This window comes from Halorubrum persicum (assembly GCF_002727125.1).
Classification (GTDB): domain Archaea; phylum Halobacteriota; class Halobacteria; order Halobacteriales; family Haloferacaceae; genus Halorubrum; species Halorubrum persicum.
In genome coordinates, this window is sequence record NZ_NHOA01000114.1 from 1 (window position 1) to 15,149 (window position 15,149).

Here is a 15,149-nt window from a genome sequence, read left to right on the forward strand (position 1 = left end):
GGAGGTCGTCGTGATCGAGGATATCGCCACGACCGGGCAGTCCGCGGTCGACGCCGTCGAAGCGCTCCGCGAGGCGGGTGCGACGGTGAACCGCGTGCTCGTGGTCGTCGACCGCGAGGAGGGCGCCGGGGAGCGACTGGCCGACCACGACATCGAACTGGAGTCGCTGCTCACGGCGACCGAGCTGCTCGCGGAGCGAGACGCGGAGTAGCCGGGGTCCGCACCCGAAATCACCTCGGTCGCGTCAGCCGTCGGCGGCGCGACCCGCCGAGGCAGTCGCGGTCCGAGTCGACCGGGCGGCTGAGACCGCCCGCCGATCCCGACCCCTCCGTCGGCGATCGAAACGCATAACAGCGGAACCGGCCAACCGAAGAATGAGCCGAGGTAGCCTAGCCTGGCCAAGGCGGTAGATTCGAAATCTACTGTCCATTCGGACACCGGAGTTCAAATCTCCGCCTCGGCGCTTCTTCCGGACGCTCGACTCGGTAGCGGCCGGTTTCTCCCGGCCCCGTCGACGGGACTCGCCACCCGATATCGATGGGCCCGAGCGCCCCGACGTTCGACCGGTTACGGCTCCCCGCCCAGCGACTCCTGCTCGGGCGGTGCGTCGCCGCGGAGCCGCCGCCGGCGCTTGTCGTAGGCGGCCTCGAGCTTCGCGTTGGTCGCCCGCGAGACGAGGTACAGGTCGGCGTCGTCGCCGTCGCGCGGGTGCGCGCTCGCGACCCAGACGTGGCCGTCGCCCGCCGAGAGATCGTCGGCCCAGCGCTCGGCGGCCGCGCGGCTCTCGAACGCGTGACGGGGGCCGTCCTCGAAGACGAGGCGGCCGACCTTCGCGTTGCGCTTCCGGGCGGAGGGTTTCACCGCGACGACGACGCTCACGACCGCCGTTCGGGCGGCATCGCTTAAAAACCTCGTCAGACGCCGCCGCTCACGTCGCCGCGGGCGGCGGACCGGCCTCGGTGTCTCCGCGTCAGTCGTCGGCGAGCGAGGCCGCGTCCGGCGTGGACCCGTCCTCGGCGGCGGAGAGCAGTCGGTCGAGCCCGTCGACCATCGCGACGACGCTGGCTCGCGTGATGTCGGCGTCGGTCGATGAGACGCTCACGGACCGGTCGCCGCGCGAGAGGTCGACCTCGACGGTGACGACCGCGTCGGTCCCGCCCGTGATCGCGTCGACGTGGTAGGAGTCGAGCTCGAAGGCGACGCCTTCCCCCGCGTGGTCCCCGGAGAGCGCGGCCCGAACCGCCTCCAGTCCGGCGTCGACCGGGCCGGACCCGGTGCCGGAGGCGACGCGCTCGTCGTCGCCGACGCGGAGCCGGACCGAGGCCGTCGGGAGGTTCCCGCCGGAGGTCGCCGACAGGTCGACGAGCTCGACGTGGCGGTCGCGCTCGCGGCCCTGCACGTCTTCGGTGATCGCGAGGAGGTCGGCGTCGGTGACGCGCTTCCCGCGGTCGCCGAGCTCCTTCACGCGACTTACGACCTCGCTCAGCTCGTCGTCGTCGACCGCCACGTCGTGCTCGGCGAGCGCGGCCTTGACGCCGGCGCGCCCGGCGTGTTTACCGAGGACGAGCCGTCGCTCTCGCCCCACCGTCTCCGGCGGGTACGGCTCGTACATCGTCCCGTCCTTCAGGGTCCCGTCGGTGTGGATCCCCGACTCGTGGGCGAAGGCGTTGGCGCCGCAGACCGCCTTGTTCGGCGGGAGCGCGACGCCGGTCGCGTCGCTCACGGTCCGACAGAGCCGGTAAAGCCGCTCCAGTTCGACGGTGTCGATGTCGTACGACTGATCGAGCGCGATGGCGACCTCCTCTAAGGCGACGTTGCCGGCGCGCTCGCCGACGCCCATGACGGTCCCGTGGACGGTGTCGGCGCCCGCCTTCAGGCCGGCGTGGACGTTCGCCACGCCGAAGCCGAGGTCGTCGTGGGTGTGGAGGCTCGTGGGCCCTCGGTCGGCGAGCCGGGAGACGACCTCGGCGGTGCGCTCCGGGTCGGCCGCGCCGACGGTGTCGCAGTAGCAGATCCGGTCGGCGCCGGCGTCGAGCCCCGCGCCGAGCAGGCGTTCGAGGTAGTCGAGGTCGGCGCGGGAGCCGTCCTCGCCGAGCACCTCGACCCACAGCCCGTGGTCTTTGGCGTACTCGACGAGCTCGACCGTCGTCTCGACCACGTCGTCGCGGGTCGATCCGACCTTCGTCTCGACGTGTTTGTCCGAGGCGGGAACGACGAGGTTGATCCCGTCGACGCCGCAGTCGAGCGCGTGGTCGACGTCCCGCTTCACGCCGCGGGCGAAGCTCGTCACGGTCGCGTCGAGCCCCTCGTCGGCCACCCGGCGGATCGCCTCGCGCTCGCCCTCCGAGGTGCACGCCGAGCCGGCCTCGATCAGGTGCATCCCGGCCGCGTCGAGCTCGCGAGCGATGTCGACCTTCTCGCCCGGCGTCAGGGAAACGCCCGGCATCTGCTCGCCGTCGCGCAGGGTGGTGTCTAGCAGCTGTACCTCGTCGAGTGTGGTGAGTTGTGTTCGGGTCAAAAGGAAATCCGTCGGCTCCTCGGTGGGTTCAGGGTCGGTGCCGCCGCGGGGCGGTCGTGCCCCGGTGTCGTTATCGTCGGAGAATTTCGCGGCCAGCCGCCGTGAGGCGACTTCCTCTATCCCCCGAACGATCACGATCGTCTCGTGTCATTCGTATCCGTGCTGACGCGTCACACACAGATAAAATCGTCGGGTCGTGACAGCGTTGACCGGAGCGACCGCTGCGGTGCATTCGGGCGGTCCCCTTCTGACGACCGGCCCACCCCTGAGACCATGTGCCGACGGCGGGGACACGGTTATACGGCTCCCGTCGGACGAGCGTGTATGCGGAAAACCGCGGTCGACGACGTCGACGTCGTCACGAACCCGATGGGCGTCCACGACGTGCGAAAGCCGGTCTCCAAGGCGCTCGGCGCCGACCACGTCGCGATGAACTACTTCGAGCTCGCTCCCGGCGACGCCTTCTCGGGCGGGCTCCACACCCACGGCGATCAGGAGGAGATCTTCTACGTGCTCTCGGGAACCGCCACCTTCGAAGTGGGCCGCGAGCGCGAGCGGGTCGACGTCGAGGCCGGCGAGCTGATCCGGTTCGCGCCGGGAGAGTTCCAGTCCGGCTTCGTGCGCGAGGACGCCGAGGAGGAGGTCGTCGCGTGGGCGTTCGGCGCCCCCGGCGCGCGCCACGACTGGGACCAGATCGAGTCGCTGATCGAGTGTCGCGAGTGCGGCGAGGAGCTCCCCCACGCGACCGAGCTGACCGACGAGGGACGGTTCCGGTTCACCTGCACCGAGTGCGGGTCCACCTTCTCGCCGTAGCCGGCGTCACCGGCGCGTGCGGGCTTGTCTCGACGGCCGACTCACCCGAGTAGCGACCGGAGCGTCCGCCGACCGGTGCCGCACCGCTCCCGGTACTCGCAGGCGGAACATCGGTCGTCGTCGACGCGCGACGGCGGGCCGTCGATCGCGCGGGCGGCCCGCAGCGCCCGCCGATAGGCGGCCTTCTTTCGCGTGGTGAGCCGGACCTCGCGGACGGTCCCGACGCTCGGGTATTCGACGAGCGCGCGCGGGATCTCGCGCTCGCGCTCCCACGCGACCGCCTTGGCGACGGCGACGGCCTTGACCGCCTGCGGCTCCCAGACGCCGTTCTCCGGCGGCTCGCCCGGTGAGACGACCGCGGGGACCGGCGGCTCGCCCGCCGCTCCCCCCGCGAGCACCTTGTGGACCGTTCCGCGACACTCCTTGCCGGCCCGAAAGACGCGCTCGTGGGTCGGATCGACGAGTGCGGCGTAGTCGTCGCGCTCCCGGAGCCGCGAGAGGTTCCGGCGGTACGCGGCCGGCGACCGGCGGATCGGGAGCCGACGGAGCGTCGCGTCCGGCGCGTCGGCGAGCGCCGGATACCGGAAGGCGAGGTCGATCCGCGCTCGCGCCTCGTCGGGAACGTCCGGATCGTTCTCACGGCGCGCGTAGTAGAGCTGTCGGGGGCAGTAAGCGGCCCGGGCGAGGTCGCTGAAGGGCGTCACGGCGGGGGTTGCTGCGGCACCGGTGAAAAGCGGGGGGCCTCTCGCGGAGGCGGTGTCCGGCGGGCGAGCCGTGGTGCGATGTGCGGTCGAGTCTCGCGCCAAAATGACACTGAAGCAACCACGACATATTAGTCCGCCAGCCGTCTCATACGCCATACAACCCGATTTATCACCGTCGATCATTTCCTATGAATACCTCCACACCGATTCAGATACTCCACGTCGATGACGAGCCCAACTTCGCAGAGATGGTCGCGCGGTTCCTCGAACGCGAGGATGACCGCTTCGTGGTCCACACGGCGACGACGACGGAGGAGGGGCTCGCCCGGCTCGGCGACACCGACATCGACTGTATCGTCTCCGATTACGAGATGCCCGATCGGACGGGCGTCGAGTTCCTCGAAGCCGTCCGTGAGGACCATCCCGACTTGCCGTTCATCCTGTTCACCGGCAGGGGAAGCGAGCAGATCGCCAGTCACGCGATCACCGCCGGCGTCACCGACTACCTCCAGAAGAAAGCCGGCACCAGTCAGTACACGATCCTCTCCAACCGCATCAGAAACGCCGTCAGCCGGCGCCGCGCGCTCAGAGAGCAGAAAGAAAACGAGCGTCGCTTCGAGGCCGTCTTCGAGGACCCCCAGGTGCTCGTCGGCATCTTGGACGCCGGTGGCCGCGTCGAACAGATCAATCACACTGCCATGGAGTTCATCGGGCCCGACCACGAGGAGATCGTCGGCGACCCGTTCTGGCGGACTCCGTGGTGGGACGACGCGAGCGGATACGACGTCGAAGGCTGGGTCGAACGCGCAGCGGCCGGTGAGTACGTGTCGTTCGACGCGGACCTCACGCGGCCAAACGGCGATCCGTACAGCATCACCGGAACGCTACGCCCCGTGACGGACGACGACGGAAGCGTCGTCTCACTGATCGTCTCCGCGAAGGAGATCACCGAACAGCGACGCCGGCAGCAAGCGCTCGACGAAGAGCAGGCGTTCATCAACCAGGCGCTCGACACCCTCGATGACACGTTCTACGTCGTCGACACGGACGGCTCGCTCCGGCGGTGGAACAACAGCCTGCGTGACGTGACGGGGTATTCGGACGCCGAGATCGCGGAGATGCACGTCGCCGAGTTCTTCAGCGACGACGACGCCGAACGCGTACTCGACTCGATCCGCGAGGTGATCGAGACGGGGAGAGCGACGGTGCAGGCGGAGTTCGCCACCGCGGACGGGTCGCACCTCCCCTACGAGTTCACCGGCGCTCGCCTGACCGATTCCGACGGGCAGATCGCCGGCTTAGTCGGTATCGGACGCGACTTATCCGGGCGGAGGGCCCGTGAGCGGGAGATCGAGCGGGTGCGGGACCTCCTCGAAAAGACCGAACGCATCGCCGATGTCGGCGGGTGGGAGATCGACACGGAGACGATGGAGGTGTCCTGGACCGACCACCTCTTCGACCTCTTGGGAGGTGCGTACGAGGAGGAGCCCCCGCTGGAGGACGCCCTCGACCTCTACCACGAGGCGGACCGCCCGCTCGTTGCGAACGCGGTCGACGAGGCGCTCTCGAGCGGCGAGCCGTTCGACGTCGAGGCCCGGTTTCGGACGCCGGACGACAGCGTTCGGTGGCTCCGCGTCCAAGGGAAGCCCGAACTGGAGGACGGCGAGGTCGTGACGCTGCGCGGGGCGGTCCAAGACATAACCGATCGGAAACAGTACGAGGAGACACTGGAACGGCAGAACGACCGCCTCGACGAGTTCTCGAGTGTGGTTTCCCACGACCTCCGGAATCCGCTGAGCATCGCCGAAGGACACGTGGAGCTCGCGCGGGACGACTGCGACAGCCCACACCTCGATGCGGTCGCCCGAGCGCACGAGCGGATGGACACGCTCATCGAGGATCTGTTGACGCTGTCGCGTGAGGGGCGGGAGGTCCGAGACGTCGAGGTCGTGGAGTTGCCGGCGTTCGTCGAGGCGTGTTGGACACACGTGGCGGCGGCGGATGCGACGCTCGACGTGACGCTCGACGGCAGGATCCGAGCCGACCGAAGCCGGCTCCGGCAACTGCTGGAGAACGTGCTGCGGAACGGCGTCGAACACGGCGGCAGCGACGCAACGATACGGGTCGGCCGACTCTCTGACGGGTTCTACGTCGAGGACACGGGGGGCGGACCCTCCGAGGCGGACCCTGAGGCGGCGTTCGAGAGCGGCCGCTCGGCGCTTGACGGCGGCTCCGGGTTCGGGCTCTCGATCGTCAGGCGGATCGCCGAAGCGCACGGCTGGGCCGTGCGGGTGACGGAGCGCTCCTCGGGCGGCGCGCGCCTCGAAATCACCGGCGTGCGGTTCGTAGACTGACGCGTTCGTTCTGTGGCGGCGCGCCTGCCGGCGATCGTGTCCGCCGCCCCGGACGCGGTCGGGGCGATGGGTGTCAGTCTTGGATCCGGTCGAGGTCCGCCACGAACGCCCTGAGCGCCTCCCGCGTCACGTGGGGCATACAGACGACGCGGAGCTCGCCGCGTCCCGTCCGCGACACCTTCCACCCCGCCTCCCGGAGCGCGTCGAACTCCGGCTCGGGGAGCGCCGCGGCGACGAGCGGCAGCTCCGGATCGACCACGTCGTACCCGCGCGCGTCGAGCGCCGCCGCGAGCCAGTCGGCGTTGGCGGTCGCGCGCTCGACCGCGTCCCGGTAGCCGTCCGGCCACAGCGCCTCCATCGCGGCGACCGCGCCGGCGACGCCCGCGCCGCTCCGCGTCCCCGTCAGCGTCGCCTGCGACCGCGTCTCGAGGTAGGGCGTGTCGACGGCGAGCGCGTCCAGCGCCGCGTCGTCGCGGGCGAGGAGGCCGCCGGCCGGCACCGCCGCCTGCCCGAACTTGTGCGGGTCGATCGTCAGCGTGTCGACGGCGGCGTCGCCGAACGCCCACTCGGCGTCGGTGAACGGGAGCACGAACCCGCCCCACGCCGCGTCGACGTGCATCCGCGCGCCCGCCTCGCGGGCGATCCGGGCCAGTTCCGGGATCGGGTCCACCCGTCCGTACTCCGTGCTCCCGGCGACGCCGACGACCAGCGCGGTCGACTCGTCGACGGCGGCCGCGACGGCGTCCGTCCGCGTCCGGAAGTCGTCGTCGACGGGCACCGTCCGGAGCTCGACGCCGAGCAGCTCCGCCGCCTTGTGAAACGAGAAGTGGCCGCTCTCGGGGACGACGACGTTCACGTCGCTCGCGTCGTGGCGGTTCCGCGCCGACCGGACCGCCTGGACGTTCGCCTCCGTGCCGCCGGAGGTGACGTATCCCGCGGCGTCGGCCGGCGTCGGGTGGTCCGCCAGCGTCGCGAGCAGTTCGACCGCGCGCTCTTCCAGCGACGCGACCGTCTCGTACGTGGCCGGGTCGCCCGGATTCGTCGCGAGGAACCGCTCCGCCGCCTCCCGAGCCGCGGGATGCGGCTCGGTACACATCGAAGAGAGCACCCGGTCGAACGACTGCGGCTCGGGCTGCTGCATTCGACCAATCCTTGCCGCGGAGGCTCTTACCCGTTCCGTTCCGGGCGCTCCGCCCGGGCGGCTCGGGTCTGCGACCGCGTCAGCGGACCGAATCGAGGAGGAGCCGCTGTTCGGTCCGCTTCACCTCGTGTTGTACGTCCCGCACCGCGTCGATGTTCGCGGAGATGGAGGAGACGCCCGCCTCGACGAGGAACTCGACCATCTCCGGCTTCGACCCCGCCTGTCCGCAGATGCTGGTGTCGACGCCCAGCTCCCGACACGTCTCGATCGTGTCGCCGATGAGCTGTAACACCGCCGGGTGGAGCTCGTCGAACCGGTCGGCCACGTGCTCGTTGTTGCGGTCGACCGCCAGTGTGTACTGCGTGAGGTCGTTCGTCCCGAAGGAGGCGAAGTCGATCCCGGCGGCCGCCAGCTCCTCGATCTGCAGCGCGCTCGCCGGCGTCTCGATCATCACGCCCCACCGGTGCGTCTCGGGGTCGATCCCGGTGTCGCGCATGTGCCTTTTGATCCCCTCGATGTCGCTCGCGTCGTTGACGAGGGGGAACATCACCTCCAGGTTGTCGTACCCCATCTCGTAGAGCCGCGCGAACGCCGCGAGCTCTTGGCGGAACGGCTCGGGCTTGTCGAGGCTCCGGCGGATCCCGCGCCAGCCGAGCATCGGGTTGTGCTCGGCGGGCTCGCCGCCGCCGCCCTCGAGCTCTCGGAACTCGTCGGTCGGGGCGTCGATGGTCCGGACCCTGACCGGTCGGGGGTAGAACTCGTCGGCGACCCGCCGGACGCCCTCGATGAGTTCGTCCTGGTAGGCGCGGGCGCCGTGGTCGGCGATGTACTTCTCGGGCGTCTTCCCGAGCGACAGCACCATGTGTTCGATCCGGAGCAGTCCGACGCCGTCCGCGCCCGTCGCGGCGGCGCGCTCGGCCGCCTCCGGGATCGAGACGTTCACCTTCACCTCCGTCGCCGTCATCGGCTTGACGGGGGTCTCCGGCCGCGCGGCCTCCACCGGCTCGAACTCCTCGCCGGCCTCGGCCTCCTCGTCGGTGCCGGCGCGGACGGTCCCCTTGTCGCCGTCGAGCGTGACGCTCTGCCCGTCGTTCAGGAGCCGCGTTCCGTTCCCGGTACCGACGACCGCGGGGACGCCGAGCTCCCGGGAGATGATCGCGGCGTGGCTCGTCATTCCCCCCTCGTCCGTGACGATTCCGGCGGCCCGCTTCATCGCGGGGACCATGTCCGGCATCGTCATCTCGGTGACCATCACGTCGCCCTCCTGCACCTGGTCGAGGTGGTCGAGCTTGTGGACGATCCGAACGGTCCCGGAGACGACGCCCGGGCTGGCGCCGAGGCCGTCGACGAGCACGTCGGCGTCGTCATCGTCGTTGGCGACGCCCGCTTGGCCCGATCTCCCGTCGCCGGCGGAGTCACCGTCCCTGTCGGCTTCCGCCCCGTCGGCGCCCCCTTCCGACTCCTGGATCGTCGTGATCGGTCGGGACTGCAGCATGTAGATCTCGCCGTCGTAAATCGCCCACTCCACGTCTTGCGGCGTCCCGTAGTGGTCCTCGACGCGCTCGCCGAGTCCGACGAGCTCCTCGATCTCCGCGTCCGAGAGCACCCGGCTGTTCCGGCGGTCGTCGTCGACGTCCAGCGTGACGGTCTCGCCCGTCTCCGCGTCCTTGACCATCTCGACCTTCTTGTCCGCGACGGTCACCTCGTCGACGGTACCCCGGTCACGGTCGTACACGTAGTTGTCCGGTGACACCGTGCCCGAGACGACCGCCTCGCCGAGCCCCCACGCGGCCTCGATCGTGATCTGCGGGTCGCCGGTCGAGGGGTGGCTGGTGAACATGACGCCCGACTTCTCGGCGTCGACCATCCGCTGGACGACGACCGCGATGTCGACCTCGGCGTGCGGGAACCCCCGCTGCTGTCGGTAGTAGATCGCCCGCTGGGTGAAAAGCGACGCCCAGCACTCCTTCACCCGCCGGATCAGGTCCTGTTCGCGGACGTTGAGGAAGGTCTCCTGCTGACCGGCGAAGGAGGAGTCCGGGAGGTCCTCGGCGGTCGCCGACGAGCGCACCGCGACGAACGCCTCCTCGCCGTCCTCGCCCATCGCTCGGTATCTCTCGACGATCTCCTCGCGAACGTCGTCGGGAAGCGGCGTCTCGAGGATCAGCTCCGCCGCCGTCTCCTCGGCTTCGCGGAGCGCGGCGGAGTCCTCTGGATCGACGTCGACCGCGGCGAACAGTTCCTCGTCGATTTCCGCCTCTTCGATAAAGGTACGGTACGTGCCCGCAGTGACGGTGAACCCCGGGGGGACCGGGAGCCCCGCGCCGATGAGTTCACCGAGCGAAGCCGCCTTCCCGCCGACGGTCCCGACGTCGTCGGCGTCGACATCCTCGAGCCAGAGTACTGCCATTCGTGTGCTCGGAGGATCCGTGAGCCGACGTATGAAGCTTCCGGACTGAGTAACTGTGAATAAAAGATTACTCGCTGTCGAGTGATCGCATCGGTGCGAACCGCGCGTCCCGGGCGGCCGCCGCTGGTCGATGCCCGTGACGGACACGGAACGGGAAACGTGGTAGAGGGCCGAAGCGTTCCGGGGAACGACGAACCGATCGACGGCTCGTACACCCGGCTACGGTCCATCCACTCGAATACTTACCTCCCGATCCGAACACGGGACCTAACACATGTTACAGGAGTTGTAACAGCTGTCGTCGAGCGACCGCTGCCGTTCGCGCGGTCCCGTTGCTCCGGAACGGTCACGCCGACGCGAGCCGCTCCCGCTCCGCGCGGAGGAGCCGCTCCCAGAGCCCGAACAGGCCGCTGTCGAGCCCGTAGCTCTCGTCAACCCGTCGGACCCACGCGTCGTCGGCGAACAGCAGCCGCTGGAACCGCCGCACCGGCTCGGAGAGGCGGTCGCGGTCGCCGCCGTAGTACGACAGCGACTCCTCGCGGGTCCGCTCGACGAGCCCCGACGGAACCTCGATACCGTCGGCGGCCGCGGCGTGTTCGAACCACTCCACGTGCAACAGCGCGTCGGCGAGGAGGAACCGGTCGCGGAAGCCAGAGACCCGCTCGAGCGCCGGCCTACCGTCGATGGTCACGTCCTGCGCGCGGGAGAACTGCGGCGCGGTTACGGTCACGTTCGCGGCGTCCGCGACCGCGGCGGCGACCCGCCGGAGCCGCCACTCTCCGTACCGGACCGGTGCGATCAGGGCGGTCTCGTACCACAGCGGGAGCCACTCGCAGTACGGCTCGGAGAACCGGCCGTCGGCGAGCAGCGTCGCCGCGACGGAGCGCGCCGCCGCGGGCGACAGGGCCGACGGATCGTCGCGGAGCTCGGTCGCGACCCGCGAGCCGTCGAGCGCGTCCGCGCCCTCGAACCCCATCCCCTCGGCGACGTGGCGGGTGTACGCGCGGCTCGCGGCGTACCAGTCGGCGAAGTCGGTCGGCGACGTCAGGCGGAGGAGACGGAGGACGGTGATACTCGGCGTACGGGGCGCAGAACCCTAACTGCTGTGGCGGTTCAGTCGTCGAACTCGCCCCCGTCGGCCAGCGCGTCGTCGAGCCCCCACTCGGACGCCCGCTCCGCCGCCTCCGAGCGCGCCTGTTCGCGGATCGCCTCGATCCGCTCGTCGTCTTCGAGGAACGCCGCGACCGCGTCGCCGTCGTCGTCGCGGTCGGCGTCCAGCCGATGGTCGGGGGCCGCGTCGCGGGTGCGGTCGGCGAGCGCCTGGTCGTCGGCGAGCTCGGTCGCCGCGGCGCCCGGAGGGACGCGGAGCGCCTCCTCCTCGTGGGCGGTGTCGAGCGCGCCGTCCTCGACCGCGTACAGCTCGACGCGGTAGGGTCCGGGGACCGCGAGCTCGGCGAGCGCGTCCGGACCCCCGCTGTCGCTCACCGTGTTGTACGCGAGCACGGGGACCCCGTCGGCGAAGGTGACGACGCCGCGGGCGTCCCCCTCCAGCAGGAGCGTCTCCTGTGGCACGAGAGTCGCGTAGCCGGTCAGCTCTCGATCGAGCGCGCGGCCGAGCGCCGTGCCGACGTCGGTGACGACGCGCGACCGCAACAGATCCCCGCGGGGGATCCGCAGCGCCGGCGACTCCGCGGTCCCGGTCATGGCGTGTCGGGGACGACCGCGCTCCGGAAGCGGTCGGCGACGCTCCCCTCGTCCCCGTCGCGAACCTCGAGCCGAGCCGCGGCCCGCCGGTAGCGGGCGGCCGGCTCGCTCTCCGGGGCGTGCGCGAGCAGGGGCTTCCCGGCGCGCCTCGCGGCCCTGACGGCGCCGCTTTCGGGGACGTTGGCGAGAACGGGGCCGCCGAACCGCCGCTCGGCCTGCTCGGCCACGTCGGCCGCGTCGCCGCGGACCTTGTTGAACAGCACGCCGGCGGTCTCCGTCCCGTACGAGCGGGCGTACTCCTGGACCTTCAGCCCGTCAGAGAGCGCGGGGATCGTCGGTTCGACGACGACGACGACGCGGTCGGCGAGGACGACCGGGAGCACCGCCGACTTCGAGCCGAGCGCGGCCGGCGAGTCAAGCAGCAGCACGTCGGCGTCGCCGGCGAGGTCGGCGACGACCTCGCGGAGCCGGCCCGGCTCGGCCGCCTCGAAGCCCGCGAGCGACGTGCCACAGGGGACGACGCTCAGTCCGAACCGGTCGTACGTCGCCTCCGACACGTCCGTTGCGGTCCCCTCCACGAGGAGGTCGTGGAGGGTGACCGCCGCGTCGTCGAGCCCGGCGTGGAACAGCAGGTTCGCCATCCCCGTGTCGGCGTCGACGACGGTGACGTCGTGCTCCTCGGCGAGCGCCATCCCCAGCGCGAGCGTGCTCGTCGTCTTCCCCGTGCCGCCCTTCCCGCTGGCGACCGCGAACGCCTCGACCATGCGCCGATGTGTCAGGTCGCCGGGCTAAAACCTGTTCATCACGGGCGCCCGACGCCGTCGCTTCGGCTCGGATCCACCGGACAGCGTTTTGCCGCTCGGCACCAACCGTGGCCTATGCCCACCGTCATCGACGCGGACGCGTTCCGCGACAGGATCGACGAGCGCCGGCGCGGCGAACGGACGTTCGCGCTCGTCGACACGCGTCCCCGCGAGAGCTACGAGAGCTGGCGGATCGCCGACTCGATCCACTACTTCTACAAGCCGTTCCACGAGTTCGACGTCGACGACTTCGAGGCCGAAACCGGCCTCGAGCCCGACGACGCGATCGTGACGACCTGCGCGAAGGGGAAGGCCTCGCTCGACTTCGCCGCGGAGCTGGAGGCCGCGGGGTACGACGACATCGCGGTCGTCGCCGACGGGATGCGCGGCTGGTCGAGCGTGTACGACCGGGCCGCGGTCCCCCTCCCCGACGCGGGGGACGACCCGCTCGACATCGTCCAGATCCAGCGGCGCGCGAAGGGGTGTCTCGGCTACCTCGTTGTGGGCGGGAAAGCGGCCGACGCAGGGCAGACCGCCGATGACTCCGACCGCGTCGCCATCGCTGTCGACGTCTCACGCCACGGCGAGGAGTGGCGGGAGGCGGCCGCGGCACACGACGCCGCGATCGCCGCGGTGCTCGACACCCACGTCCACGCCGACCACCTCTCCGGGGGTCGCGACCTCGCGGACGCGCTCGACGTGCCCTACTACCTCCCGGCGGCGGCCGCCGAGCGCGACGTGGCGTACGCGTTCGAGCCGCTTTCGCGAAACGAGACGCTGGACGTCGGCGGCGTCAGCGTGAAAGCGCTCGCGACGCCCGGCCACACCTCCGACATGGCGAGCTACCTGATCGGCCGGTCGGCGGTCCTCACCGGCGACACGCTGTTCACCGACAGCGTCGGCCGCACGGAGCTGCAGTTCGGCGCCGACGACGATGCCGACGCGGAGCCGGCGTCGGAGGACGGCGCGGCGTACGGAGCGACGCAGCTGTACGACTCGCTCCACGGAACGCTGCTCGCGGAGCCCGACAGCGTCGTCGTCTGCCCCGGCCACTTCGCGGTCGCGAACGACGGGACGACCGACGGCGTCGTGCCCGGCGAGCCGGTGACGACGACGGTGGGCGCGGCGCGCCGCGACATCGACGTGCTCGGGCTCGACGCCGAAGCGTTCGTGGAGCAGATTACGGCGACGCTGCCGGAGAAGCCGCCGAACTACGAGCGCGTCATCGCGGCGAACCGCGGCGTCGACTCTCCGCCGGACGAGACCGCGGCGATCGAGTTGGAGCTGGGTCCGAACCGGTGCGCCGCCGACGCCGGCGGGGAGTCGACGGCGGACGACTGACGCCGATCCGCACGGCCGAGCGGTCGTCGGGGGCTTACCGGTCGTCCGATCAGTCGTCTCGGTCGGTCGCGACGTCCCGGGCGGCTTCCAACTCCGCCACACGCTCGCGGAGGTCGTCCCGCTCCCGGACGAGCGAGTTGACGGCCGCTTCGAGATCGGCGATGCGGCTTGTGAGATCGAGGTACGCGTAGCCGGCGAACAGGCCGACTGCGAGGCCGATGACCCCGCCGACGAGGAACCCGACGAGCGTCGTGACCGACATGAAGAGGGCATCGGCGACATCCTCGGCGCTGATGGGGAGGGCGAGCGGCATGCGCCCGCTGGTACGCGATCCCTGAAAAAGGTACTCACCGTGCTGTCCGACCCGTCGCGCGACTCGCCGTCCTCCCATTCGCTATCTCGCGACTCGCTATCGTCCGACTTACCGCCGCCCGACTCACTCGTCGTGGATGAACACGAGCCGCTTCGACTCGGTGTTACAGAGACACAGATCGATCCCGTCGCGGGTCGCGCCGATCTGCTGCCAGCCGTGGTCGCTGACGAACAGCGTCTGAAAGACGCCGCGGTCGCAGTCGGGGTTCGGGCAGCCGACCCCCGCGGCGTTTTTGTACACGGTGGTCCCGCCGCCGGAACTCTGCCGGACCAGACCGTCCGTCAGCGATCGGAACTCCTCTGCGGACATCGGACCCTCGGTCTCCTCGTCTCCCATGCGTTCGCGTTCGCGACCCAGCGTATAAAAACCGCCTGACTGTGGCGACTGGTGGCACACGACGCTTGATCTTCGCGCTGCTCGGCGCCTCCTCCTCGGCGCCTCCTCCTCGGCGCCTCGCCCTCACGCGGCGTCCCGCTTCACGGCGTCCGCGTACGCGTCCGCGATCCGGGTCGGTTCCGGGAGCTTGTAGCCCGCGCACAGCGCCGCGACGAGCTCGACGGTCGTCGCGGGCGACACCCGGTGGCCGGGGCTCACGTACAGGGGGTTCACGCGCCGGCTGTTCGGGTACTGACGGGACTGGTAGGCGTGACCGATGACGGGGGCAGCGTCCGGCTCCGCCGTCTCGACCGAGTCGTCCGCGCGGATCGGCGTCCGCCATCCCTCCGGGCGCTCGTCGGTCGGCTCGTCGGGGTCGCCGCACAGCAGACTCTTCGCGACGCCGACGCTCGGCACGTCCAGCAGGACGCCGACGTGGGTCGCGACGCCCGCCTCTCGGAAGTGGACCCGACCGGAGCCGTCACACACCAGCAGGTCCGGCTCGACGGAGAGGGCATCGAGCGCCGCCAGCATCGGCTCCCCCTCCCGGAACGCGAGCAGGCCCGGGATGTACGGGATCGACAGCGGCGTGACGGCGCTCGATGCCCTCTCC

At 70.7% G+C, this 15,149-nt stretch carries 14 protein-coding genes, 1 tRNA gene and 1 pseudogene; 5 read left to right on the top strand and 11 right to left on the bottom strand.

Annotated features, from left to right (window positions below; translation table 11 throughout):
* Nucleotides 1-211, top strand: a pseudogene (locus DJ69_RS13065) (orotate phosphoribosyltransferase); the annotation flags it as partial.
* Between the two features lie 167 nt (nucleotides 212-378).
* Nucleotides 379-463: transfer RNA gene (locus DJ69_RS13070), tRNA-Ser, on the top strand.
* A 104-nt stretch (nucleotides 464-567) separates the two neighbouring features.
* On the opposite strand, the gene DJ69_RS13075 is transcribed toward DJ69_RS13070, so the two are convergent.
* Together DJ69_RS13075 and DJ69_RS13080 are read right to left on the bottom strand one after the other, a co-directional pair.
* Nucleotides 568-879: a hypothetical protein gene (locus DJ69_RS13075; RefSeq protein WP_099256010.1), complete on the bottom strand. Its 312-nt coding sequence runs from the start codon at nucleotides 877-879 to the stop codon at nucleotides 568-570.
* A 91-nt stretch (nucleotides 880-970) separates the two neighbouring features.
* On the bottom strand, nucleotides 971-2,518 hold the full coding sequence (locus tag DJ69_RS13080; protein WP_180271822.1) for a (R)-citramalate synthase: 1,548 nt from the start codon (nucleotides 2,516-2,518) through the stop codon (nucleotides 971-973).
* 324 nt (nucleotides 2,519-2,842) lie between these two features.
* On the opposite strand from DJ69_RS13080, the gene DJ69_RS13085 reads away from it, so the two are divergent.
* On the top strand, nucleotides 2,843-3,331 hold the full coding sequence (locus DJ69_RS13085; protein WP_099256012.1) for a cupin domain-containing protein: 489 nt from the start codon (nucleotides 2,843-2,845) through the stop codon (nucleotides 3,329-3,331).
* A 41-nt stretch (nucleotides 3,332-3,372) separates the two neighbouring features.
* On the opposite strand, the gene DJ69_RS13090 is transcribed toward DJ69_RS13085, so the two are convergent.
* Nucleotides 3,373-4,035 (bottom strand): Dna2/Cas4 domain-containing protein, encoded by a 663-nt coding sequence (locus DJ69_RS13090; protein ID WP_099256013.1) that lies wholly within the window; start codon nucleotides 4,033-4,035, stop codon nucleotides 3,373-3,375.
* A 188-nt stretch (nucleotides 4,036-4,223) separates the two neighbouring features.
* Here DJ69_RS13090 and DJ69_RS13095 point away from each other — a divergent pair, with 188 nt between their 5' ends.
* Nucleotides 4,224-6,389 (top strand): hybrid sensor histidine kinase/response regulator, encoded by a 2,166-nt coding sequence (locus DJ69_RS13095; protein WP_099256014.1) that lies wholly within the window; start codon nucleotides 4,224-4,226, stop codon nucleotides 6,387-6,389.
* Between the two features lie 73 nt (nucleotides 6,390-6,462).
* Here the strand turns inward: DJ69_RS13095 and mfnA are convergent, their stop codons facing one another.
* The 5 genes from mfnA to DJ69_RS13120 form a co-directional block, all read right to left on the bottom strand.
* The gene (gene mfnA / locus DJ69_RS13100; RefSeq protein ID WP_099256015.1) at nucleotides 6,463-7,530 is read right to left on the bottom strand and encodes a tyrosine decarboxylase MfnA; all 1,068 of its coding nucleotides are present in this window, start codon (nucleotides 7,528-7,530) and stop codon (nucleotides 6,463-6,465) included.
* A 79-nt stretch (nucleotides 7,531-7,609) separates the two neighbouring features.
* Nucleotides 7,610-9,940: a phosphoenolpyruvate synthase gene (gene ppsA, locus DJ69_RS13105; RefSeq protein ID WP_099256016.1), complete on the bottom strand. Its 2,331-nt coding sequence runs from the start codon at nucleotides 9,938-9,940 to the stop codon at nucleotides 7,610-7,612.
* A 346-nt stretch (nucleotides 9,941-10,286) separates the two neighbouring features.
* Nucleotides 10,287-10,916 (bottom strand): hypothetical protein, encoded by a 630-nt coding sequence (locus tag DJ69_RS13110; protein ID WP_099256017.1) that lies wholly within the window; start codon nucleotides 10,914-10,916, stop codon nucleotides 10,287-10,289.
* 137 nt (nucleotides 10,917-11,053) lie between these two features.
* Entirely contained in the window at nucleotides 11,054-11,644 is a 591-nt protein-coding gene (locus DJ69_RS13115; protein ID WP_099256018.1) for a hypothetical protein, read from the bottom strand.
* Nucleotides 11,641-12,408, bottom strand: a complete 768-nt coding sequence (locus tag DJ69_RS13120; protein WP_099256019.1) for a nucleotide-binding protein — start codon at nucleotides 12,406-12,408, stop codon at nucleotides 11,641-11,643. The genes DJ69_RS13115 and DJ69_RS13120 overlap by 4 nt, the downstream gene beginning before the upstream one ends.
* Before the next feature lie 114 nt (nucleotides 12,409-12,522).
* Between DJ69_RS13120 and DJ69_RS13125 the strand changes: the two genes are divergently transcribed.
* Nucleotides 12,523-13,788 (top strand): MBL fold metallo-hydrolase, encoded by a 1,266-nt coding sequence (locus tag DJ69_RS13125; RefSeq protein WP_099256020.1) that lies wholly within the window; start codon nucleotides 12,523-12,525, stop codon nucleotides 13,786-13,788.
* A gap of 49 nt (nucleotides 13,789-13,837) precedes the next feature.
* Here DJ69_RS13125 and DJ69_RS13130 read toward each other — a convergent pair whose 3' ends face one another.
* The 3 genes from DJ69_RS13130 to DJ69_RS13140 all read right to left on the bottom strand — a co-directional run.
* Complete coding sequence (locus DJ69_RS13130; RefSeq protein WP_099256021.1) at nucleotides 13,838-14,101, bottom strand: bZIP transcription factor; 264 nt, start codon at nucleotides 14,099-14,101, stop codon at nucleotides 13,838-13,840.
* Between the two features lie 123 nt (nucleotides 14,102-14,224).
* On the bottom strand, nucleotides 14,225-14,497 hold the full coding sequence (locus DJ69_RS13135) for a DUF7385 family protein (protein WP_012659832.1): 273 nt from the start codon (nucleotides 14,495-14,497) through the stop codon (nucleotides 14,225-14,227).
* A 123-nt stretch (nucleotides 14,498-14,620) separates the two neighbouring features.
* Nucleotides 14,621-15,149, bottom strand: a 529-nt coding sequence (locus DJ69_RS13140) for an endonuclease V (RefSeq protein WP_144050447.1), incomplete at its 5' end; no start/stop codon positions are given.

What these genes read in the sequence shown, in the direction of transcription:
- DJ69_RS13085 (WP_099256012.1), top strand. Translation starts at nt 2,843, where the DNA reads ATGCGGAAAACCGCGGTCGACGACGTCGACGTCGTCACGAACCCGATG.
- DJ69_RS13095 (WP_099256014.1), top strand. Translation starts at nt 4,224, where the DNA reads ATGAATACCTCCACACCGATTCAGATACTCCACGTCGATGACGAGCCC.
- mfnA (WP_099256015.1), bottom strand. Translation starts at nt 7,530, where the DNA reads ATGCAGCAGCCCGAGCCGCAGTCGTTCGACCGGGTGCTCTCTTCGATG.
- ppsA (WP_099256016.1), bottom strand. Translation starts at nt 9,940, where the DNA reads ATGGCAGTACTCTGGCTCGAGGATGTCGACGCCGACGACGTCGGGACC.
- DJ69_RS13110 (WP_099256017.1), bottom strand. Translation starts at nt 10,916, where the DNA reads ATGGGGTTCGAGGGCGCGGACGCGCTCGACGGCTCGCGGGTCGCGACC.
- DJ69_RS13115 (WP_099256018.1), bottom strand. Translation starts at nt 11,644, where the DNA reads ATGACCGGGACCGCGGAGTCGCCGGCGCTGCGGATCCCCCGCGGGGAT.
- DJ69_RS13120 (WP_099256019.1), bottom strand. Translation starts at nt 12,408, where the DNA reads ATGGTCGAGGCGTTCGCGGTCGCCAGCGGGAAGGGCGGCACGGGGAAG.
- DJ69_RS13125 (WP_099256020.1), top strand. Translation starts at nt 12,523, where the DNA reads ATGCCCACCGTCATCGACGCGGACGCGTTCCGCGACAGGATCGACGAG.
- DJ69_RS13130 (WP_099256021.1), bottom strand. Translation starts at nt 14,101, where the DNA reads ATGCCGCTCGCCCTCCCCATCAGCGCCGAGGATGTCGCCGATGCCCTC.
- DJ69_RS13135 (WP_012659832.1), bottom strand. Translation starts at nt 14,497, where the DNA reads ATGGGAGACGAGGAGACCGAGGGTCCGATGTCCGCAGAGGAGTTCCGA.